A 21,419-nucleotide genomic window follows, 5' to 3' on the forward strand; every position below is an offset into this window, starting at 1 on the left:
AAATAGGCGGTTATCAGGTCTGTAATAAATGGCTGAAGGACAGGAAGGGCAGGATATTGTCGTTGGAAGAAATCCAAACCTACTGCAAAATAGCCACCTCATTGCACGAAACTGTTATTACCCAAAAAGAGATAGACAAACTTTACGATAAAATAGAAAACAAAACGATATAAGGAGAAATGCCATGCGTCAAATAATCAAAACAGAAAAAGCCCCGGGCACCATCGGGCCGTCTGGATCAAGACTTGAGCGAAGTCTGCATAAATACGCCAATCCCGTTGTTCATTGGCGTTCGCCAAGGTATTCCGGCATACCGTTCCTCTGATACCGATATGATACAACTTTGACCTCAGGGCCCACAGACAGGACTCAATGTCACGGAGACTTTCCCGATAGGTCAACTGGGCAAACGCCATGCTCAGGAACTGATCCCAACAATTGAAGCTCTTTACCTTGCGATAGCCGTGATAGCGTTTGACACAACGGCGAAACTCGTGCGTTGGCAGAAAATCGATTGGTTGGGCAAAGATGGTTTTCTTGATGGGCATTGATAATTCCTTTCATTGAGAAAGGAATTATACACCCGGAAAATCTGATAATACAATGAACGATTTCCATATCGATTACGCTTCGTTTGTCCTGTAGCCAACTGTTTATCAATGCGTTACACGACTCTTTTACGAAAACAACCGGACACTACTGATATAAAATATAAACCCATTTCGAAAAAAGGAGTGTTGATCGGTGTCTAAAAAGCAATTATAAAATCCAGGTATCCGAAGGGAAAACCCCTAAAAAGCAGGCAAATTTTGCCTGCTTTATTTATTTATAAGGGTTTTTTTGGGGTTAAAAAATAAGTGAAAAAAGCTCATTTTTTACTTGACAATGGAGTAAAAAAATACTAAAATGGTAACCAGTGGGTTAAAGTGGGGAATAGTGGTTTGAGATGGTTAAAATAGCATATTTTTATGGAATTTTCCGCCTCCAAACAATAATTCTAGAAAATTCTAAAAACACCGTAAAACAAGGTGTTTTGGAGCAGAACCATGGCCTTTTTCTTCGGCACATATCACCATAATCTTGATTCCAAGGGAAGGCTCAATTTGCCGTCCCAGTTACGTCGTCAAATTTCCAATGGTGCCGCCAACCAGCTTTTGATCACCAAAGGCTATAAGGGCGGCTGTCTTTTCGTCTATCCCCAGGACAACTGGCAAAGGATCATGGCCGAGCTGGAATCCCAGCCCCGGACCGAGGAGAACCGGAACGCTTTGAGGATTTTCACCGCCGAAAGCATTCTGGCCGAACTGGACGCCCAGGGTCGGATCATGATCCCGGCCAAATTTTTGCAGGAGACCGGCCTGGTCAAGGAGGCGGTGATCGTCGGGGTCAGCGACAAGATGGAAATCTGGAATCCTGACTTCTACCAGAAACTGCTGGAGCAAAACAGCGGGCTCCATCAGGAACTGATCAAGAAACTGTAGTTCCTAAAAAACCCGAAACTTGAAACAGCAATCAAAAGAGGAAAATAAAGATCATGAGAATTCAAGCCATCCCGGCGGCCGATAACAGCGTCAGACTGGAAGTGAACGGCATGATAAACCTGCAGGGTTTCTTTCAGATCGAAGAGGCGATCTTAAAGATCATGAAGAAGAACTGTTTTAAGCTGGAGCTGGAGATGTCCGGGGTCAAGCACATGGATTACCGGGGAGTGGAGATCCTGGTCAAACGGGCGGAGCGGCTGCGGAGCTACGGCGGGGACCTGATCCTGCACGGGCTGTCCCCCTATCTGATCAACATCCTGCAGATGGCCGGGGCCGGCGAGGCTTTTGAGATCGCCTCTACCAGGGAGCCGGTGCAGTGCGACCTGTTCCGGCGCCAGGAGCGCAAGCCGCTTACGGCCGTGGCCTGACAAAGTCATTGGATCTTTGTCATTAGATGGTTGGGAATCGTTCGGGGATCAGGTGGATTAGATAATAAATATAAGGGAAATTATGGAAGAATTCCGGCATCAGCCGGTTTTGCTAGAAGAAGCAATCGATCTTTTAAATGTCAGGCCCGGCGGCAACTACATCGACGCTACCTTGGGCGGAGGCGGGCACGCCTTGGAGATCTTAAAAAAAAACGGGCCTTCCGGAATACTGATCGGACTGGACCGCGATCCCCAGGCCATCGAAGCCGCTGCCATCAGGCTGGCCGGTTACCGGGAAAGATTTACCGCGGTCAATATACGGTTCGGCCGGATGGCGGAGATAAGCCGGGATCTGAAACTGGAAATCAACGGAGCGCTGTTTGATCTGGGACTTTCCTCTCCCCAAATAGATCATTCTCAACGCGGCTTCAGTTTCATGGGTGGCGGCCCGCTGGACATGCGGATGGGCCTGAACGGAATCTCGGCCCGGGACCTGGTGAACAACTCCGGAGAAAAAGAGCTGGCCGACATCTTTTACCGGTACGGCGAGGAACAAAAATCCAGGAAAATTGCCCGGGCCGTAGTTGAAGCCAGGAGCAAAAACCCGATAGAGACGACCGGACAACTGGCTCAAATAATAAAAAATACCCGGCCCCAGATGCCGGCCAAGACCCTGGCCCGGGTCTTCCAGGCCATCAGGATCAAGGTCAATGACGAACTGGGCGAACTGGAACGGGGACTGCAGGAGGCGGTGGCAATGCTTTCATCCGGGGGGAGGATCGTGGTGATCTCCTATCACTCGCTGGAAGACCGGCTGGTCAAGGAAACCTTCCGCCGGCTGGCCGATCCCTGCACCTGCCCGCCCCGGTTGCCGGCCTGCGTTTGCGGGCAAAAGTCGGCAGTCAAAATAATAACCAAAAAAGCCATGGTCCCATCGTCCCGTCAAATTTCGGAAAACGGCCGGGCCCACAGCGCCAAACTGAGGGCGGCCGAAAAAGCATGAACACATTTTTACATAAAACAGAGATCAAGCTCGAGAAAAACCGGACCGGCTGGCTCATCGCCGGCTGGGTTTTTGTGTTCTTTGCCGTGATGTTCCTGTTCATTTGGCAGAAGTTCAGCCTGTCCCAGCAGCTGGGTTCCATTGAAAAGGACCAGAATTATAATCGGGAAGTGGTCTCCCTGCAGAAGGAGCTTCAGGTAAGGCTGCAGCAGCTGGAGGCCCGGAACCGGTTGGAATCCAGGGCCATGGAAGATCTGGGTTTTGAATATCCTTCCAACCGCCAGGTGGTGGTGATGCTAAAATCCCCGGCCCCGCAACGGGGCGGGCTGGCTTACGTCCTGGCCGGGCTTTTCCGGCCGGTCTCATCGGCCTGGAGCAAGCCATGATGTCACACCGAACGAAAACCCTTGCGGTTTTCTGTTTTTTTATCTGGGCCTTGATGGCCGGAAGGCTGGTATGGCTACAGGCGTTCAAGGGCGGGTATTACCGGAGCCTGGCCCTAAGGCAGCATCGACTCCGGATCGGGATCCTTCCGGAGCGGGGGCGGATAGTTGACCGACAAGGCCGGCCGTTGGCGTTATCAATCGACGGCCGGCGTTCTTATCCCTACGGCGCGGTGGGCGGACAGATGCTGGGTTTCCTGGGAAAGGATGGCCGGGGTCTGGAGGGTCTGGAACTTTATTACGACCGGGAGCTTTCGGGAGAGGCCGGCTGGGATACCAGGCAGTGCGACGCCCGGGGGCGGGTCCGGCCTTCGCTGGAATACGCCTCCAAACCGGCCCGTTCCGGAAACTGTCTGCAGCTGACCATTGACGCCGAATACCAAGCCATCGCCGACGAAGAACTGAAAAAAGCCGGGGATAAATTCAAGGCCGCCTGGGGCGCGGCGGTAATAGCCGATCCCGCCACCGGCGAAATACTGGGGATGGCCAGCTACCCTGAGTTTGACCCCAATCATCCGGAGTTATTCAACCGCCAGGCCATGACCTTTGGGGCAGTGGCCGCCCAGTTTGAGCCGGGCTCCACCTTTAAGGCGGTGACCATCGCGCTGGGGCTGAAGTCCAAGACCATAGACACCGCCGATGTTTTTGACGGCGAACAGGGAAGTTATGCGGTGGGCGGACATAGAATCGGCGAGGCCGAGAGCCACAATAAATACGGGCCGATCACGGTCAGCCAGGCCCTGGCTTTTTCCAGCAACGTCTGCCTGGCCAAAATAGGGCTGGCTTTGGGCAAAGATAAACTGTATCAGGGAGCCCGGGCCTTTGGGTTCGGGTCCCGTACCGGAATAGAATGTCCGGGCGAGGCGCCTGGCCTTTTGGACAAGCCCGACGGCTGGCCGGTAATAAAACAGGCCAATATCAGTTTTGGCCAAGGCCTTGCGGTCAGCGCCCTGCAGCTGGTCATGGCTTACGGGGCCATCGCCAACGGTGGATACCTGTTAAGGCCCCGGCTGATAAAGGGGCTGGCTCCTTCCGGTCAATTAGTAGATGAGGCCTGCCGCCCCGATACCCTGCGCCGGGTGATCTCGGACCAGACCTCGGCCAAGGTGATTGCCATGCTGGAACGTTGCGTCAGCGAGGGAACCGGCCAGGCCGCCCAGATAGAAGGCTGGCGGGTGGCCGGCAAGACCGGCACCGCTCAAAAGAAGGAACAGGGTAAAAAAGGCTACGCCTCCGATAAATATGTGGCTTCGTTCATCGGGTTCGTCCCGGCCGAGGCGCCCCGCCTTTTAGTGGCGGTGATAATAGACGAACCGAAGGGGCGATTTTTCGGCAACGAAGTAGCGGCGCCGGTCTGCCGCAATGTAATGCAGAGGATCATCAGCCTGCCCAAAGGGTTAAGGCAGGACCTGCTGGCCGCCAGGTGATATGCAATTTCAGTTTTACGATAAAAAATCGTTAAATTGCTTCACTTGTCAAACAGTAGAAGATTTCAATGGCCATACGATGGCAGCAACAATTGTATTGATTCCCTATTGCATGGCCGCCGTATCATAAGTCTACCCAAGTCTGGCAGCGGTCTTCCCAAGTCCGCCTCAGGCGGATGTAAGTCTGGAAACGTAAAGTATAAGTCTGGAAATGCAAAGCATAAGTCTGGAAACGTAAAGTATAAGTCTGGAAATGCAAAGCATAAGTCTGGAAACGTAAAGTATAAGTCTGAAAATGCAAAGTATAAGTCTGGAAATGCAAAGTATAAGTCTGGAAATGCAAAGTATAAGTCTACCCAGGCAAAGTATAAGTCTGCTCAAGCAAAATATAAGGCTACTCAAGTCCGCCTCAGGCGGATATAATAATATCAGAAACAAAGAACGCGATGAAACAATTTAACCAACTGCTGAAAGCCATACCGGGAGAGACCATATCTCTTAGCAATCTCCCCCCCAGCCTTGAGATTTCGGGGCTGGGTTACGATTCCCGGAGCATCAAGCCGGGCGAATTGTTCTTTGCCATTTCCGGCTACAAGACCAACGGTCGGAAATACCTGGACCAGGCCCTGGCCCGCGGAGCATCGGGCATAGTGGCTGAAGGCGGTCAGGAATACGGCCAGGTTCCGGCGCTAAAAGTGAAAAATATCCGCCGGGCCATGGCCTTGATGGCGGCCGAGTTCTATGACCGGCCGGCCGACAAGATGACGCTTTTGGCCATTACCGGAACGGCCGGAAAGACCACCACCTCCTATCTGGCCCGTTCGGTCTTTGCCGCGGCCGGAAAAAAGGTGGGGCTTTTGGGAACCATCAACTACTGGGTAATGGATAAAAGCTATGCCGCCCCCAACACCACCCCGGAGTCGCTGGATCTGCAAAGGCTTTTGGCCGAAATGCTGGAGGCTGGAGCCGACACGGTCATCATGGAAGCCTCTTCTCACGGCATCGAGTTGGAACGGGTGGCCGGGATAGATTTTAAGGCAGCGGCCTTCACCAATTTCTCCCAGGATCATTTAGATTTCCACGGCAGCCTGGATGAATATTTAAAGGCCAAACTGCGTTTGTTTCAGGGCTTAAGCGACAGCTCCTGTTGCGTAGTAAATGTAGACGATCCGGCTTCAAAAAATATCATCGAATCCACCAGGGCGTCGCTTTTAACCTTCGGACTTTTGAAGCCGGCCCAGATCACAGCCCGTAATATTGAATCCAGTCTGCAGGGGACAAAATTCCAGCTTGTTACTCCGGAAGGAAACAGCGAGATCAGCCTGAGTCTGGCCGGCCAGCCCAATGTCTACAATGCTTTAACAGCTTGCGGGCTGGGTCTGGCCGGCGGCCTCAGCCTAAAAGCGGTCAAGGCCGGGCTGGAAGCTTTGCCTGAGGTTTCCGGTAGGTTCCAGCGGGTTTCGGCCGGGCAGGACTACGAAGTGGTGGTGGATTATGCTCATACTCCGCAGGAATTGGAAAGGGTTCTTATCACTGCCCGGCAACTGACCGAAGGAAGGCTGATCACGGTCTTCGGTTGCGGCGGTAACCGGGACCGGGGAAAAAGGCCTTTGATGGGAAAAGCGGTGGCCGGCCATTCGGACATCGTGATAGTCACTTCAGACAATCCCAGAACCGAAGACCCCGCCAGCATAATCAACGACATTCTGCCGGGACTGAAAGAAGGCAACTATCAGATAGTGGCTGACCGGCGGCAGGCCATATTCCAGGCGGTGGCCCAGGCCCAAAAAGGGGACCTGGTGATGATCGCCGGGAAAGGGCACGAAGACTACCAGATCATCGGCGCCGAAAAGATACATTTTGACGACCGGGAGGTGGCGTTGGAAGCCATTGAGTCGCGGACCCGGAGGCAGGGCTGATGGAACCAATGCTGCTGTCGCAAGTTGCCCAAGCGGTGGAAGGAAATCTTACCGGCCCCGACCGGAATGTTCTGGGGGTCAGCATCGACTCCCGTTCTTTGCAGCCGGGCCAGCTCTTCGTGGCCATCAAAGGGCCGAAATTTGACGGTCATGATTTTCTGATGGCGGCCCGCCGGAACGGGGCGGAGGCGGCACTGGTCTCGGCCCATAATTCGACAGACAAACACGGGACGGATGAATTTCCCCTGATCACAGTTCCCGATACCGCGGCGGCTTTACAGAAGCTGGCCGGATTTTACCGCCAAAAGTTTTCCCTGAAGATGACGGCTGTCACCGGCAGCAACGGCAAGACCACCACCAAGGAGATGACGGCCCGAGTTTTATCCCAAAAGTACCGGGTGCTCAAAAACCAGGGCAATTTAAACAACCAGTACGGCATACCACTGTCGCTCTTTAATGTAGAGGCGGAACACCAGGCGGCGGTGATGGAACTAGGGATGAGCGGTTTTGGGGAAATAGCTTCTTTATGCCGGATGGTGCTGCCGGAACTGGGGATCATCACCAATGCCGGCGAAGGGCACACCGAGTTCTTAAAGGACATCCGGAACGTGGTCCGGGCCAAGGCCGAGCTTTTGGAAGAGCTGCCGGCCTCCGGGACCGCCCTCATCAATTACGACGACGGAAATTTGAAAACCCATTCCGGAAAAACCAAAGCCAGGGTGCTGGGGTTCTCGATAGAATCCGGTTCCGATTACCGGGCCGATGACATTGAACTGACAGAACAGGGAATAAAATTTACCGTGAAAGGCGTCCGGTTCCACCTGCCGGTGCTGGGAAGGCACAATGTCTACAACGCTTTGGCGGCGGCGGCGGCCGGAGAGGTTTGGGGAGTAGATCTCAGGTCGGCGGCCCTGGTCCTGGCCGATTTTCATCCGGCCGCGATGCGGCTGGAGATGATAGAGGCCGGATCATTTAAAATCTTAAGCGATTGTTACAATGCCAATCCCCAGTCCATGCAGGCGGCCCTGGCGGTGCTGAAAAGCCTTCCGGCTAAAAGAAAAGTGGCCGTTTTGGGCGACATGAAAGAACTGGGGGCAATAGCTCCGGACCGGCACCGGCAGGTCGGCAGATTGGCGGCCGATGCGGCCAGCCTGGTGCTCACCGCCGGCCCGCTGGCGGCTGAAATTTACCAGGGAGCGAAAGAACAGGGGGGCGAGGCCCGCCATTTTGAGGATACGTCCAGCCTGTGCCAAAGCCTGCCAGGCCTGCTTCTGCCCGGGGATCTGATACTGGTCAAAGCCTCCCGCTCCATGCATTTTGAAGAAGCATTAGAAGCAATAAAGAGGATCTAAAAAGTGCTGTATTATCTGTTTTACCCCCTGGCCGAGCAGGTCCACCTGTTCAATCTGTTCCGTTACATCACCTTTCGTTCGGCCTCGGCCCTGGTGACGGCGCTTTTGATCTCCTTTCTGTTAGGTCCTTTGATCATCGGCTGGCTGAAGAAACTGAAAATAAAGGACACCGGAAGGGAAGATGTCCCGACCGAGCACCAAAACAAGGTCGGCACTCCCACCATGGGAGGCCTGATAATCCTGGCCGCTATAGTAATCCCGGTGCTTTTATGGGCCGACCTCTCCAACCGCTACATTCAGATATCGCTGGCGGCCACCATCGGCCTGGGGCTGATAGGCTTTTACGATGACTATCTGAAAGTGGTCAAAAAAAATCCCAAGGGGCTGGTGGGCCGGAAAAAACTATTGGGGCAGTTCGCGGCAGCCTTGCTGATCGCCGTATACCTTCGATTCTTTCCTCTCAATCCGGAATATGCCTCTAAAACCAGCCTGCTGTTCTTTAAAAATGTGTTCATAGACCTGGCCTGGTTCTACATTCCCTGCGTGACCCTGGTGATAGTGTTCACCTCCAATGCGGTGAACTTGACCGACGGATTGGACGGCCTAGCCATCGGGGTCTTCCTGTTCGCCGCCGCCGCCTATGCCATAATGTCGTATCTTACTGGGAATTTCAAGCTGGCCCAGTATCTTAATATTTTGTTCATGCGGGGATCAGGCGAACTGACGGTGCTCTGCGCTTCGATGGTGGGGGCGGCCATGGGGTTCTTATGGTACAACGCCCACCCGGCCGAGATCTTCATGGGGGACACCGGCTCGCTGGCCCTGGGCGGGGTGATAGGAACGGTCTCGGTCCTGATCAAGCAGGAGATCCTACTGGGCATCGTGGGCGGAGTGTTCGTGATGGAGGCTTTCTCGGTGATTTTCCAGGTAGCCTCGTTCAAGTCCACCGGGAAAAGAATCTTTAAAATGACTCCCATCCATTATCATTTCCAGAAGATAGGCTGGAGCGAACAGAAGATAGTGGTCCGGTTCTGGATCATAGCTTTCATCTGCGCCCTGGTGGCATTGAGTACTTTAAAAATCAGATAAACGAAAATCGTAACCATTCAGCCACAAAGACAAAGTCACCTACGCTTAAGCTTCGGCGTCCAGGGGCTCAAAGGGGATTTAGCCATTTATTCTATCAGCTTCTGTGTCCGGTTTCGATTAGACCTGGTTCTTCCAGTGAAATCGGCGGCCAATAACGATTCACAATTCACAATTCACGATTTGGCGGCCAATGGTGGTGGCAGAGGTAGTATTTCGGGTTATTTTTAGGTTTGAGTAAAAGAAATATTTTTCTTAGTGTCTTTGCCTTGTCTTAGCGGCACTTAAAAGTTCAACAAAATCACTAAAAGTAAAAAATTGAAACTGGAATTTAAAGATAAAACAGCGGCGGTGATCGGCGCCGGCAGAAGCGGAATAGCTGCGGCCCGTTTGTTAAAAAAGAGCGGGGTCGAAGTTTTGTTGTCCGAAGTAAAATCTTTAAACTCCCAGACCGAGGCTGAATTAAAGGCGGCCAGTATAAAATTTGAGACAGGCGGACACTCAGATCAGGTCTTAAGCACAGATCTGGTAGTGGTCAGCCCCGGAGTCAGATGGGAACTGCCGGTGCTGGCGGAAGCCAGGAAGAAAAATATTCCGGTGATCGGCGAGATGGAGCTGGCATATCAATTGACGCCAGCCAGAATTATAGGGATCACCGGCACCAACGGAAAATCAACCACCACCTCCATGCTGGGGCGGATATTGCAGACCGCAGGAATGGATTGTTACATCGGCGGCAACCTGGCCCCGGGGCGCCCGGTCTGCGAATTGGTAATGGACGCCGGGCCGCAGAGCTTTATAGTGGCCGAGATCAGCACCTTTCAACTGGAGTCCATAGTTGATTTCAAGCCTTATATCGGGATCATCACCAACATCACTCCCGATCATCTGGACCGGCATCCCGATTTTGAGACCTATGCTAAATTAAAGGCCAGATTGCTGGAAAATCAATCATCGTTCGATCATGCCGTTTTAAACGCCGACGATCAACAGGTATTAAAATACAGCTCCGGAGCCAGGGCACATAAAATATTTTTTTCAGGCCAGCGCCCGGTGAAGCAGGGAACTTACAGCGACGGGGAAACAATACACTGGATTCAAGGCCAGGAGCCTATTCCTATAATGAGGATCGCCCAACTTTTAGTCCCCGGACAACACAATGTGGAAAATGTCTTGGCGGCTGCGGCTGCGGCCATGATACTGGGGATTTCTCCGGATATCATCAGACAGGGTTTGGAAACATTCAAAGGGGTTCCCCACCGGCTGGAGGAAGTAGGAATAGTGGGCGGCGTCCGTTACATCAATAATTCCATGGGCACCAACGCGGCGGCCGGGGTCAGCTCCCTGAGGGCTTTCAGGGAACCGATGGTGGTCATCGCCGGAGGCAAAGAGAAGAACGTAGATCTCTCCGACTTTCTGAAAGAGATAGCCCAAAAGGCAGTGGCGGCGGTATTGATAGGCGAAAGCAAAGACCGGATAGAGCGGGAACTTTCAGGCTTGGGCATGAAGAACATCCATAAGGCCGGAAGTATGAAAGAGGCGGTTTCCCAGGCCGCCGCCCTGGCCCGCCCCGGCCAACTGGTGATGCTGGCGCCGGGAGCCGCCAGCTTTGACATGTTCGCCGATTTTGAAGACCGGGGCAACCAGTTCAAGCAGGCTGTGGCCGGATTGAATAAAAATGAGTTACCGTAAGGGCGATATAGACCACCTGTTGCTGGTGGCGGTTTTACTGCTGGCCGGATACGGTTTTGTGATGAGTTTCAGCGTCAGTGATTATCTGATCTCAGGCAATTCCGCCCTGTTCCGTCCCCGCGATTTTAAGCAGCCGGCCGCTCTGGCCCAAAAGATAAGCCAGAGCCGGGACGGCGTATCTTCTCTGATCAAGGACCGGCTTCCGGCTGCGACCCTTTATCTGCTGGGGCATTACGGCAGCCTGAAAAAGGTCGATGCCGACAGTTTGAAGAATATCTTGTCCGAGGCGCTTAACCCGGTTTTGCAGGGAGGGGCGATTTACGACGCCCAGACATTCAAAGATGTCAGGCTTTCCAGAGCCGCAGTTGGACTGCTGGCCCAGAACCCCGAGGGCGAGGAACTGGTAAAGCTGAACCGGGTGCTGCTGCAGTCGGCCTTTCCCCAGGATATCCGGGGCCGGTCGTTCTATTACCGGCTGGGGATATTTAAGGGAACGCTCTGGCGCTTTCTGCTGGCAGCGGTTATCTTCATCGCCACCTATAAGATCAACTACCGCAAACTACGGCCCCTGATCGGGCCTGCTTTCATAATTATACTGGTGATACTATACATCACTCCTTTCGCGGGCCGGGCAGTGCGGGGGGCCAAGAGCTGGTTTCTGGGGGTTCAGCCGGCCGAGTTTGCCAAACTTTTCCTAGTGCTGTTTTTGGCCGATTTCATGGCCCGGCGTGGAGAGCGGATGAAAAGCCTAAAGCAGGGATTTTTACCGGCTATAATTTGTATCGGTCTGGTTTGCCTAGCGGTGTTGATGCAACCCGATTTCGGCAGCGCTTTGGTGATCGCCATATTGGGATTATTAATGATCTATTTTGGAGGAGTGAACCAGCCGGCTTGGTTTTCGGTGTTGGGGCTGGGGCTGGTAGGTTTTGCGGGCCTGGCGGTAAAATATAGTCACGTCAAAAGCCGGCTGGCAGGATTTTGGTGGGCTTCCCAAAGTTCCGATGCACTAGATACTCTGTTCCAACTGTCCGGCCCCGATTTTCAAACGGCGGTGTCATCCCAATACCAAAGAATGCTGGGGCATATTCCCCCGTCCCCGGAAATGGGCGTATTCAAGAATGCGCTCAGCCAAACATACCAGTCGCTTCTGGGCATCGGGTCGGGGGGGCTGCTGGGAGTGGGGATGGGGCAGAGCCGGCAAAAACTGCTTTTTTTGCCGGAAGCCCACACCGATTTCATATATTCCATCATTGCCGAGGAGGGCGGATTGCTGGTGGCAGGGGCCATTCTGATACTGTTCTGGATCATTTTTTGGCGGGGGATAAAAATATCCCGGCAGATGCCGGAGGCCTTCGAATCTTACCTGATGCTGGGTCTGAGCTTGGTGATTTTCATCCAGGCCGCGGTCAACATCATGGTGGCAATAGGGCTTTTTCCCATCACCGGAATACCGCTGCCGTTCCTGAGTTTCGGGGGCTCGGCCCTGGTGGTCAACGGGGCGGCGGCCGGCCTGATGCTGAACCTGTCGCGCTACCGGGCCGACCGGCCCGGCGGGTCTTATGAATGGAGGAAGGATGAGACTTTTGATAGCCGGCGGCGGAACCGGCGGGCATCTTTATCCCGGGCTGGCGGTAGCCGCTGAGTTCGTCAAACTAGATCTCGGCAACAAGGCCGGTTTCATCGGCACCAGAAAAGGGATCGAGGCCAGAGTGCTGCCGGAAACAGGTTACTCCCTGGAATTCATCTCCATCGGCGGGTTCCTGGGAAAATCGTTCTGGCAAAAAATAACTTTCCTATTCTGGTTCTGCGTTTCGGTGGTGCAGTCGCTCTTTTATATGGTCAGAGAAAGGCCGGAAGTAGTTCTGGGAACCGGGGGATATGTCTCGGCTCCGCCGGCGCTGGCCGCCTGGCTGCTAAGGATCCCGGTATCCCTGCTGGCGCTGGACGTGATGCCCAGCCAAGCCGTAAGGTTTTTATCCCGGTTTGCCGATGAAATATACGGCGGCTTCCCCGAGTGCCCGCTGTATCTGAATAAGAAGACGAAAGTGTTCTTTACCGGGAATCCTATCCGCCAGGATATGGGGAATATTTCGAAAGAACAAGGGATCAAAGAATACGGCCTGGAAGCCGGTAAAAAGACCATACTTATTTTCGGGGGCAGCCAGGGAGCCCACAGCATCAACCTGACAGTATTAGACTCCCTGGATCACCTGAGCCGGTCAGGGCATTTGAATGACATTCAGATCATATTTCAAACCGGTCAACGGGATCACGGCCTGGTGACTAAGAAATGTCAAAACTCAAAAACATTGATCCAGGTGCTGGCCTACATAGACAAGATGCCCCAGGCCATGGCCGCCGCCGACCTGGTGATCAGCCGGGCCGGGGCCGGAGTCTCGGAAACACTGGCCTGCGGACTGCCTTCGATACTGATCCCCTTTCCCTACGCCGCCAGCAATCATCAGGAATACAACGCCCGCAGCCTGGAAAAAGCCGGAGCGGCGGAGATGATCCTGGACCGCGAACTGACCGGACAAATTTTAGCGCAAAAAATCACGAGGATCCTGTTCGACGAAAAAAAATACCGGACAATGGCTGAAGCCGCGAAAAATTTGGCCCGGCCGGGAGCAGCTAAGGAAATCGCCGAAAGAATATTCAAATCATCGTAATAAACCAATGTTCGGGAAAATCAAAAAAATCCATTTTGTGGGAATCGGCGGGATCGGGATGAGCGGCATCGCCGAGGTGCTTCTAAACCTGGGCTACCAGGTTTCCGGCTCGGACCTGAAGCTTTCCGAGGTCACCGAGCGCCTTCAGACAATAGGGGCCAGGATCGCCGAGGGGCATCGCCCGGAAAATCTGGGCCAGGTGGAGGTGGTGGTCATCTCTTCGGCGGTTCACGACGACAACTCCGAGGTCCGGGCGGCCCGGGACCGAAAGATCCCGGTGATCCGCCGGGCCGAGATGCTGGCCGAGCTGATGCGGATGAAATACGGCATCGGGGTGGCCGGCACCCACGGCAAGACCACCACCACCTCCATGATCGGGCAGGTGCTGACCAAGGCCGGGATGGACCCCACCCTGGTGATAGGCGGCAAGGTTAAGACCTTCGGCAGCAACGCCAAGCTGGGGGCCGGACAATACCTGGTGGCCGAGGCCGACGAGTTTGATCGTTCGTTCTTAAAACTTTCTCCCACCCTGGCGGTGATCACCACCATCGAGGCCGAGCATCTGGACTGTTACAAGGACCTGGACGGGATCAAGAACGCCTTCGTGGAATTCGCCAATAAGGTCCCGTTCTACGGGGCCATCGTGGCCTGCCTGGACGAAAAGGGTGTCCAAGCCATCCTGCCCCGGCTGGAGAAGCGCTGCATCACCTACGGCTTTTCGCCCCAGGCCGAGCTCAAGGCCAGGGACGTCAAATTCAAAGGAATGGAGACATCCTTCACCGCTTTCAACGGACGGGCGGAGTTCGGGCAGATCAAACTGAAACTGCCGGGGATGCACAATGTCAAGAACTCCCTGGCGGCAGTGGCGGTGGGTCTGGACCTGGAGATACCGTTCAGCGTCATCGCCCAGGCCCTGTACGAGTTCAGCGGGGTCTACCGGCGGTTCGAGATCAAGGGACAGAAGAATGATATCCTGGTCATAGACGACTACGGGCACCATCCCACCGAGATCGAGGCCACCCTCAAGGCCGCCAAGGACGCCTTCGGCCGCCGGGTGATCGCGGTCTTTCAGCCCCATCTCTACAGCCGCACCCGCGATTTTTACAAGGAATTCGGTTCGGCCTTTTACCAGGCAGATCTCTTGATAGTCACCGGGATCTATCCGGCCCGGGAGCAGCCGATCGAGGGGGTCAGCGGTAAATTAGTGGCCGACGCCGCCAGGGAGCTGGGCCACCACCATGTTCAGTACGTAGAACAAAGCTCACAATTGATCGCCGAGCTAAAAAGACTGGCCCGGCCCGGCGACATAATTATAACTCTGGGAGCCGGCGACATCTACCAGGCCGGGGAGGAATTTTTAAATGGTTAAAGAATCAAAGATACTCGATCTCCCCCAGGGCCTGGCCGGAGAATACCTTTTCAACGAGCCGCTTAAGGGGCACACCTCGTTCCGGATCGGCGGGCCGGCCGAATTGGTGGCGGTTCCCGGGAACGAGGAAGCCCTGTCCCAACTGCTGGCCAGGATCAGGAGGAACAAGCTTGATTATTACGTGCTGGGTAACGGTTCCAACCTGCTGGCCGGCGACAAGGGATATAAAGGGGTGGTTATCAAGATCGCCAAGGACTTCAGGAAACTGTCCCGTGAAGGAAACCGGCTGAAGGTGGAGAGCGGATATCCCCTGCCGGCCCTGGTCGACTACTGCGCTAAAGCAGGGCTGGCCGGCCTGGAGTGGGCGGTGGGGGTCCCGGGTTCCCTGGGCGGGGCCCTGGTGATGAACGCCGGGGCCTATGGGGGACAGATGGCCGATGTGGTAAAAAAGGTCTGGGGACTGACTGCGGAAGGCAAGAAGAAGGTGCTGTCCCCGAAACAGATAAAATTCTCGTACCGCCAGGCCCATTATCCCAAGGGATTCGTGATCACCGGGGCCGGACTGGAGCTGAAGCCGGGGTCACGGCGGAAAATCGAAAAAGCCATGTCGCTGTATCTTTCCAAGCGCAAGCGCAACCAACCGCTCAGCCTGCCATCGGCCGGGTGCATCTTCAAGAACCCGGAAGGCGATTCGGCCAAGAGGCTGATCGCGGTGGCCGGTATGAAAGGCAAAAAACTGGGCGGGGCGGCGGTCTCGGTCAAGCACGCCAATTTCATCGTCAACCAGGGAGGGGCCACGGCGGCCGAAGTTCTGGCCCTGATAAAAAAGATTCAAAGCCAGACCCACCAAAGATTGGGCATTAGGCTGGTTCCCGAGGTCAAGATTCTGGGGAAATAACGAATGGGCTTTTGACAGGATTTACAGGATTTTTTACTTTACTCGGAAGTTAACCCGGTGAAACCATGGTAATTCGCTTACGCTACCTGCTTGACATCTTTAAGCGCCATAGCTTCAGTGAAGGAGCTCTTGTTTATTCCCGAAAAGATTGAATGATCAAATGAAGTATCATTTTGACAGAGGGCAGGCCGGAAGGGTCAGAAGACGGGAGGGACGTAAAAAACGTGTCCGGCTTTTTGCGGTACTGCTGATTTTGACCACTTTTGGTTTTGGCTTGAGTGCCGGATGGACCTGGGTCTTAAAAAAGGGAGCCTTGAAGATCACAGCCATAGAAGTTTACGGACAGCGTCTGGTTCCCATCCAGGGAATAACCGGAGCGGCCGCAGCTTATCTGGGACGGCCTTTTTGGAGGGTAGATGAAAAAGAGATCACTAAAAGACTGACCCAAAAATATCCGGCTTTCAAAAAAGTCTCGGTGACAGCCTGGCCCTGGGGAACTCTCCGGCTGAAAGTGGAAGAGCGCCAGGCCGTAGCAGTGCTGGAATCAGACACCCTGATGGCCATGGACGAAGAAGGCGTGGTATTTCCCGACAGTTTCTCAGGCCACCTGCCCCGCCTGAGGATTTTGGGCACCACCCAGCCGGGCCGGCGCCGGGCCATCAATCTTATAACTGCCGCTGCCAACCTGGGCCGGGAAGCCTTAGTGGATCCAAGCGATGAAGAAAACATTAAACTGCGCCTGTCGGACAGGACGTTGGTTCATTTCGGCAACGGAAATTTCAAGGATAAATATTCCCGGCTGGAGGAGGTCATCAAGATCCAGAATAACAACGGCCTTAAAGCAGCGGAGATAGATTTGAGGTTTAAAGACCAGGCGGTAATATCAGGCCAGGTGGCCCAAAATCAGGCGGGACAGCCGTAAGAGAAATGGCAAAATGGGAAAAAGGGAAGTCTGGTATCAAAGTGCTGAACAAACAACGGAGTTATTAAGCATTCAGAAATTCTGTTTCAGTGGTAAAAAGGCAATCAAAATTTACCCAGGGCGATCTGGAGAATGAATATAAAGGAGATCCAAAAATAATATGGCGAACACCATAGTGGGATTGGACCTGGGGACCACTAAAATTGCCTGCATCATTGCCGAGGTGGACCGGGACGAATTGAAGATAGTGGGGGTGGGAACCTGCAACTCCACCGAAGGCCTGCGCCGGGGGGTGGTGGTCAATCTGGAAAAGACGGCCAAGGCCATCGAAAAGGCGGTTTCCGGCGCCGAGCAGATGGCCGGGATCAAGGTGGATTCGGTTTACGCCGGCATTGCCGGGGACCACATCCGCTCCATCAACTCCCGGGGAGTGATCGCAGTGGCCCGGGGCAGCCAGGAGATAACCCAGTCCGACGTGGACCGGGTGATCGACGCGGCCCAGGCAGTCTATATCCCCATGGACCGGGAGATGCTGCACGTCATTCCCCAGGGCTTCATAGTGGACACCCAGCGGGGCATCAAGGATCCCATCGGGATGTCCGGGGTGCGGCTGGAGGCGGAAGTCCACATCGTCACCGGGGCGGTGACCTCGGCCGAGAACGTTTACAAAAGCGTCAAGCGGGCCGGCCTCAAGGTCAACGATCTGGTGCTGCAGCCCCTGGCTTCCAGCTACGCGGTGCTGACCCCCGATGAAAAGGCCCTGGGGGTGGCCCTGCTGGACATCGGCGGCGGAACCACCGACATCGCGCTGTTTTACGAGGACGCCATCTGCCACACCGCGGTGATCGGGCTGGGCGGGCACAACCTGACCAACGACATCGCCATCGGCTTAAAAACCCCTTACGACCAGGCCGAACAGATCAAGCAAAAATACGGCTGCGCCACTATCGGCGAGGTCAAGGAAGACGAGATGATAGCGGTCTCCGGGGTGGCCGGGCGCGAGGAGCGGACCATCTCCCGCCAGGTGCTGGCCCAGATCATCGAGCCCCGGATGGAGGAGATCTTCAGCCTGGCCCACCGCGAAATCAAGCGGGCCGAGGCCGGCGAGACCATCGGGGCCGGCATCGTGCTGACCGGAGGCACCGCCAAGCTGGCCGGGGCCGCGGTACTGGCCGAACAGGTGTTCAACCAGCCGGTGAGGGTGGGCGAGCCCAAGGGGCTGGGCGGGATCACCGATCTGGTGCGAGATCCCAAATACGCCACGGCGGTGGGACTGGTGCTTTACGGCTACGAGAAGCGCTTCAAAAAGGACGGGCCGGGCATTGACGAGTCCCACCTGTTCGAGGCCATATTGGGCAAGATGAAGAGCTGGTTCTCAGACCTGTTCAACGGGTAAGATAAGATTCCGGTTCAAAGAATTGATTTTATAAGGAAGCCAGGAAAGCAGGAATTAATCATGGTTCCCACTGTTTTCGAATATTCACGGCTTCAGGGATTCCTAATAATAAGCACTAAGAAGCAAACAAATATACGGGAGAAAATACCATGAGCGAAGAAAAAAAGTTTTTAGACCGGCAAATAGCGCTGGCTTTGGCCGAGCCGGCCCGAGAAATAACAAACAATGAAGAAAAATCAAAAAAGGGAGGACGGGTCATGTTGGAATTCGAAGAAGAAGTCAGTACCGGCGAATGCTTCATCAAGGTGGTGGGGGTGGGCGGGGCCGGCGGCAACGCCATCAACCGGATGGCCGAGGCCGGGCTTAAGGGGGTGGATTTCGTGGCGGTCAACACCGACATGCAGGTACTGAACAAATCCCTGGCCCAACAGACCGTGCAGATCGGCACCAAGCTGACCAGGGGCCTGGGCTCGGGCGGGAACCCCGAGATCGGGCGTCGGGCCTTTGAAGAGGACAAGGAGAGGATCTCCGAGGTGCTGAAGGGCACCGATATGCTGTTCGTGGCCGCCGGGATGGGCGGGGGCACCGGCACCGGAGCCGCTCCCCTGGTGGCCCAGCTGGCCCGGGAGATGCAGGTCCTGACGGTGGGCGTGGTCACCAAGCCGTTTGAGTGGGAAGGCCGCCAGCGCCTGCTGCAGGCCGAGGAAGGGATCCGGGAGCTCAAGGAAAACGTGGACACCCTGATCGTCATCCCCAATCAGAGAGTGCTGGCGGTGGTGGGCAAACAGGCCAAGCTGACCGAGTCCTTCAAGCTCATCGACGACGTCCTGCTCAAGGCGGTCCGGGGCATCTCCGACCTGGTCACGGTGCCGGGAGTAGTCAACGTGGACTTTGCCGACGTCCGGGCGGTGATGCTGGAGCGGGGCGACGCCTTGATGGGAGTGGGCGTGGCCCAGGGCGAGAACCGGGCCATTGTGGCCGCCCAGGAAGCCATCCACAACACGCTGTTGGAGGGAATTTCTATCAGGGGAGCCAAGGCGGTGCTGCTTAACATCTCGGCCGGCGACGACCTGACCATGTGCGAAATTGACGAGGCGGCCAAGGAGATCCGCCAGGAAGCCGGCGAGAGCGCCAACCTGATCTTCGGCACTGTGATAGACGAAACTTCCAACGGCAGCATCACCATCACCGTGATAGCCACCGGGCTGGGCAACCCCGCCAGCAAGTTGGAGAAGGAAATCCCGGACGCCAACCGGATTGACTTCAACCAGATCTTCCGCAAGGACAACGCTGCCAAATCCAGCTTCCAGCGCAAGGAACAAACCCAGACCGTGGTAAACAAGGGGAGGGTTGACGTGGTAAAACAGGACGACCTGGAGATCCCAACCTATATGCGGAGATTGATGGACTGATCCTTAGTTATTAGGGGATAGGGATTAGTTATTAGGGGTTAGTTAGTTGTTAGGGGACACAGGGACTAAAGAACATAGATCAGGTTTCAGCTTATAGCAAATAGCTCATAGCTACGATGTCCTGAAACGGCCAATTTTAGGGGGATCTTCAAGGTTTGTTGTTGGCAGTAGATCCTGTATTTACTGCCGGGTTTTTCCGTTTTGATTTTCATTCATTACAGAAAAGCTTCATTCCAAAATATGGGATGGGGCTTTTTTGTTCTATTTACTTCGCCCGCCAAAAGGCCCGGGCGGATTTTTAGTGCCAAGTATTTTGCTTACTAACCTTAATTTGCTTGACCCGGGGCTTTTATATTTTGTATAATAAATGAAGACCACTGCGAAGCTAACCACTGAATCACGCCACCGCATGTGGCGGGGTGCCGATAAGGCGGCAGAAGTTTTGGAAATACGGAATACCATTTCAATATTCATTCTCAACTGATTTCTTTCCAGAAATTCAGTGTTTCCGTGGTAAAGGGCGCTTTTCCAGAAGTCTCAAATGGTTGTATTGGACCCATCTCCCCGGCATTTTTAAAACAAAGACCAATGCTTGTATGAAAAAAACAACCCTCTGCATTTTGGCGCTGATGATCTCCTCATCCTGCTTTGCCGCCTTTGAGGAGACCGACACCGATGCCCGCAACCTGGGCATGGGCGGAGCCGGCGTGGCCCTGGGGGATTACCTTTCGGCCGGGATGGAGAACCCGGCCCTGCCGTGTTTTGCCCCGGTCCAGACCGCCAGCAGCGGAACCGCCATACCCTTTGGGATGATCGACCTGACGGCTGCTTCGGCCCAGGCCGGTTATCAAAAAAACAAGCTGGGACTGGCCGCCGGCTTTGGCACCATGGGCAGCACCCTGTACCGGGAGAATGTCCTTAAAACCGCAGTGTCCTTCAGGCCTTTTAAGCAGGCCGGCTTCGGGCTGGGGCTTTCGGGCTATAATCTGTCCATTCAGTGCTATAGCTCGGCCAACGCTCTGGGACTGGATCTGGGCGTCATCGGAACTCCCCTGGAAAATCTCACCCTCGGCGCGGCGGCCAAGAACATCAACCGGCCCCGGATCGGCAGCTCCGGCCAGGAAATAGCCCAATGGTTGGACTGGGGCGTCTCTTACATCCTTTTGAACCAGCTGACCTACGCTTTTCAGGTGCAGAGCCAGCGCGGTTATAATTCCCAATTACGGTTCGGCCAGGAATATAGATATAGCAAGCATCTGGCGTTAAGGGCTGGATTTTCCAGTCAGCCGTCATCCTTCAGCTTTGGGCTGGGTCTGTTCATGAAAAAAATAAGACTGGATTACGCCGTAAAGACCCACAGTACGCTGGGCCTGGGGCATTGTTTGACCGTCTGCTATGTCCTAAAACAAACCGCCTGGCCGGAAGAGATCAGCCGGGCAGCTTCCGATTCCGCTCCCAAAATAATAGTTCTAAGACTGGACATCAATACTGCCCCGGCCAAAGAACTGGAAATATTGCCGGGGATCGGCTCCAGAACCGCAGAACAGATCGCAGCCTGGCGGGATAGTGCCGGGGCTTTCGTCCATCTGGACGACTTAGCGAACATCAAGGGCATCTCCCGCCGCACTCTGGAAAATATCGAGCCTTTCGTCAACCTGAAGTTCAAGCCCTATCAACCGGCGGCCAAGGTCAACCTGAATACTGCGGATCAAAAAACCCTGGAAGCCCTGCCTGGGATCGGCCCCAGCACAGCCTCGGACATCATCGAATACCGTACTGCCCACGGGCTCTTCAAACAGGTGGAGGACATCATGAACATCAAGGGCATCGGCCGGAAGACGTTTGAGAAGATCAAGGAGCTGATCACGGCGGAATAACTGAGCAAGTTAATATTTTAAATGCAAATGCAAAGTGAAAATTGC

The 21,419-nt window shown here is 54.6% G+C and carries 17 protein-coding genes and 1 pseudogene; 17 read left to right on the forward strand and 1 reads right to left on the reverse strand.

What is annotated here, in order from left to right:
- Positions 1–236 precede the first annotated feature (236 nt).
- A pseudogene (locus tag HY768_04995) lies at positions 237–548 on the reverse strand (DUF4372 domain-containing protein).
- A 498-nt stretch (positions 549–1,046) separates the two neighbouring features.
- Here HY768_04995 and mraZ point away from each other — a divergent pair.
- From mraZ to HY768_05080, 17 genes are all read left to right on the forward strand, one after another.
- On the forward strand, positions 1,047–1,481 hold the full coding sequence (gene mraZ, locus HY768_05000) for a division/cell wall cluster transcriptional repressor MraZ (protein ID MBI4726566.1): 435 nt from the start codon (positions 1,047–1,049) through the stop codon (positions 1,479–1,481).
- 53 nt (positions 1,482–1,534) lie between these two features.
- Complete coding sequence (locus tag HY768_05005; GenBank protein ID MBI4726567.1) at positions 1,535–1,909, forward strand: STAS domain-containing protein; 375 nt, start codon at positions 1,535–1,537, stop codon at positions 1,907–1,909.
- 82 nt (positions 1,910–1,991) lie between these two features.
- Entirely contained in the window at positions 1,992–2,912 is a 921-nt protein-coding gene (gene rsmH, locus HY768_05010) for a 16S rRNA (cytosine(1402)-N(4))-methyltransferase RsmH (GenBank protein ID MBI4726568.1), read from the forward strand.
- A complete protein-coding gene (locus HY768_05015) occupies positions 2,909–3,298 on the forward strand; it encodes a cell division protein FtsL (GenBank protein ID MBI4726569.1) in 390 nt (129 codons plus the stop codon). The genes rsmH and HY768_05015 overlap by 4 nt, the downstream gene beginning before the upstream one ends.
- Entirely contained in the window at positions 3,295–4,782 is a 1,488-nt protein-coding gene (locus HY768_05020) for a penicillin-binding protein 2 (GenBank protein MBI4726570.1), read from the forward strand. The genes HY768_05015 and HY768_05020 overlap by 4 nt, the downstream gene beginning before the upstream one ends.
- 446 nt (positions 4,783–5,228) lie before the next feature.
- Positions 5,229–6,701, forward strand: a complete 1,473-nt coding sequence (locus HY768_05025; protein MBI4726571.1) for a UDP-N-acetylmuramoyl-L-alanyl-D-glutamate--2,6-diaminopimelate ligase — start codon at positions 5,229–5,231, stop codon at positions 6,699–6,701.
- Complete coding sequence (locus tag HY768_05030) at positions 6,701–8,053, forward strand: UDP-N-acetylmuramoyl-tripeptide--D-alanyl-D-alanine ligase (GenBank protein MBI4726572.1); 1,353 nt, start codon at positions 6,701–6,703, stop codon at positions 8,051–8,053. The genes HY768_05025 and HY768_05030 overlap by 1 nt, the downstream gene beginning before the upstream one ends.
- A gap of 3 nt (positions 8,054–8,056) precedes the next feature.
- Positions 8,057–9,142 (forward strand): phospho-N-acetylmuramoyl-pentapeptide-transferase, encoded by a 1,086-nt coding sequence (locus HY768_05035; GenBank protein ID MBI4726573.1) that lies wholly within the window; start codon positions 8,057–8,059, stop codon positions 9,140–9,142.
- A 315-nt stretch (positions 9,143–9,457) separates the two neighbouring features.
- On the forward strand, positions 9,458–10,831 hold the full coding sequence (gene murD, locus HY768_05040; GenBank protein ID MBI4726574.1) for a UDP-N-acetylmuramoyl-L-alanine--D-glutamate ligase: 1,374 nt from the start codon (positions 9,458–9,460) through the stop codon (positions 10,829–10,831).
- Complete coding sequence (locus HY768_05045; GenBank protein MBI4726575.1) at positions 10,818–12,473, forward strand: FtsW/RodA/SpoVE family cell cycle protein; 1,656 nt, start codon at positions 10,818–10,820, stop codon at positions 12,471–12,473. The genes murD and HY768_05045 overlap by 14 nt, the downstream gene beginning before the upstream one ends.
- Positions 12,406–13,500, forward strand: a complete 1,095-nt coding sequence (gene murG, locus HY768_05050) for an undecaprenyldiphospho-muramoylpentapeptide beta-N-acetylglucosaminyltransferase (GenBank protein MBI4726576.1) — start codon at positions 12,406–12,408, stop codon at positions 13,498–13,500. The genes HY768_05045 and murG overlap by 68 nt, the downstream gene beginning before the upstream one ends.
- Before the next feature lie 7 nt (positions 13,501–13,507).
- Positions 13,508–14,869: a UDP-N-acetylmuramate--L-alanine ligase gene (locus HY768_05055; GenBank protein ID MBI4726577.1), complete on the forward strand. Its 1,362-nt coding sequence runs from the start codon at positions 13,508–13,510 to the stop codon at positions 14,867–14,869.
- Complete coding sequence (gene murB, locus HY768_05060) at positions 14,862–15,767, forward strand: UDP-N-acetylmuramate dehydrogenase (protein MBI4726578.1); 906 nt, start codon at positions 14,862–14,864, stop codon at positions 15,765–15,767. Before HY768_05055 ends, murB begins: the two co-directional genes overlap by 8 nt.
- A 160-nt stretch (positions 15,768–15,927) precedes the next feature.
- Positions 15,928–16,689: an FtsQ-type POTRA domain-containing protein gene (locus tag HY768_05065; GenBank protein MBI4726579.1), complete on the forward strand. Its 762-nt coding sequence runs from the start codon at positions 15,928–15,930 to the stop codon at positions 16,687–16,689.
- A gap of 160 nt (positions 16,690–16,849) precedes the next feature.
- Positions 16,850–18,085 (forward strand): cell division protein FtsA, encoded by a 1,236-nt coding sequence (gene ftsA, locus HY768_05070; GenBank protein MBI4726580.1) that lies wholly within the window; start codon positions 16,850–16,852, stop codon positions 18,083–18,085.
- 257 nt (positions 18,086–18,342) lie between these two features.
- Complete coding sequence (gene ftsZ / locus HY768_05075; GenBank protein MBI4726581.1) at positions 18,343–19,497, forward strand: cell division protein FtsZ; 1,155 nt, start codon at positions 18,343–18,345, stop codon at positions 19,495–19,497.
- 596 nt (positions 19,498–20,093) lie between these two features.
- The gene (locus tag HY768_05080; protein MBI4726582.1) at positions 20,094–21,374 is read left to right on the forward strand and encodes a helix-hairpin-helix domain-containing protein; all 1,281 of its coding nucleotides are present in this window, start codon (positions 20,094–20,096) and stop codon (positions 21,372–21,374) included.
- Positions 21,375–21,419: the final 45 nt, after the last annotated feature.

The sequence above is a fragment of the candidate division TA06 bacterium genome (assembly GCA_016208585.1).
Taxonomy (GTDB): domain Bacteria; phylum Edwardsbacteria; class AC1; order AC1; family EtOH8; genus UBA5202.

Excerpts from the sequence above, each read along its gene's own strand:
- mraZ (MBI4726566.1), top strand. The coding sequence starts at position 1,047 with ATGGCCTTTTTCTTCGGCACATATCACCATAATCTTGATTCCAAGGGA.
- HY768_05005 (MBI4726567.1), top strand. The coding sequence starts at position 1,535 with ATGAGAATTCAAGCCATCCCGGCGGCCGATAACAGCGTCAGACTGGAA.
- rsmH (MBI4726568.1), top strand. The coding sequence starts at position 1,992 with ATGGAAGAATTCCGGCATCAGCCGGTTTTGCTAGAAGAAGCAATCGAT.
- HY768_05015 (MBI4726569.1), top strand. The coding sequence starts at position 2,909 with ATGAACACATTTTTACATAAAACAGAGATCAAGCTCGAGAAAAACCGG.
- HY768_05020 (MBI4726570.1), top strand. The coding sequence starts at position 3,295 with ATGATGTCACACCGAACGAAAACCCTTGCGGTTTTCTGTTTTTTTATC.
- HY768_05025 (MBI4726571.1), top strand. The coding sequence starts at position 5,229 with ATGAAACAATTTAACCAACTGCTGAAAGCCATACCGGGAGAGACCATA.
- HY768_05030 (MBI4726572.1), top strand. The coding sequence starts at position 6,701 with ATGGAACCAATGCTGCTGTCGCAAGTTGCCCAAGCGGTGGAAGGAAAT.
- HY768_05045 (MBI4726575.1), top strand. The coding sequence starts at position 10,818 with ATGAGTTACCGTAAGGGCGATATAGACCACCTGTTGCTGGTGGCGGTT.
- murG (MBI4726576.1), top strand. The coding sequence starts at position 12,406 with ATGAGACTTTTGATAGCCGGCGGCGGAACCGGCGGGCATCTTTATCCC.
- HY768_05055 (MBI4726577.1), top strand. The coding sequence starts at position 13,508 with ATGTTCGGGAAAATCAAAAAAATCCATTTTGTGGGAATCGGCGGGATC.
- murB (MBI4726578.1), top strand. The coding sequence starts at position 14,862 with ATGGTTAAAGAATCAAAGATACTCGATCTCCCCCAGGGCCTGGCCGGA.
- HY768_05065 (MBI4726579.1), top strand. The coding sequence starts at position 15,928 with ATGAAGTATCATTTTGACAGAGGGCAGGCCGGAAGGGTCAGAAGACGG.
- ftsA (MBI4726580.1), top strand. The coding sequence starts at position 16,850 with ATGGCGAACACCATAGTGGGATTGGACCTGGGGACCACTAAAATTGCC.
- ftsZ (MBI4726581.1), top strand. The coding sequence starts at position 18,343 with ATGTTGGAATTCGAAGAAGAAGTCAGTACCGGCGAATGCTTCATCAAG.
- HY768_05080 (MBI4726582.1), top strand. The coding sequence starts at position 20,094 with ATGAAAAAAACAACCCTCTGCATTTTGGCGCTGATGATCTCCTCATCC.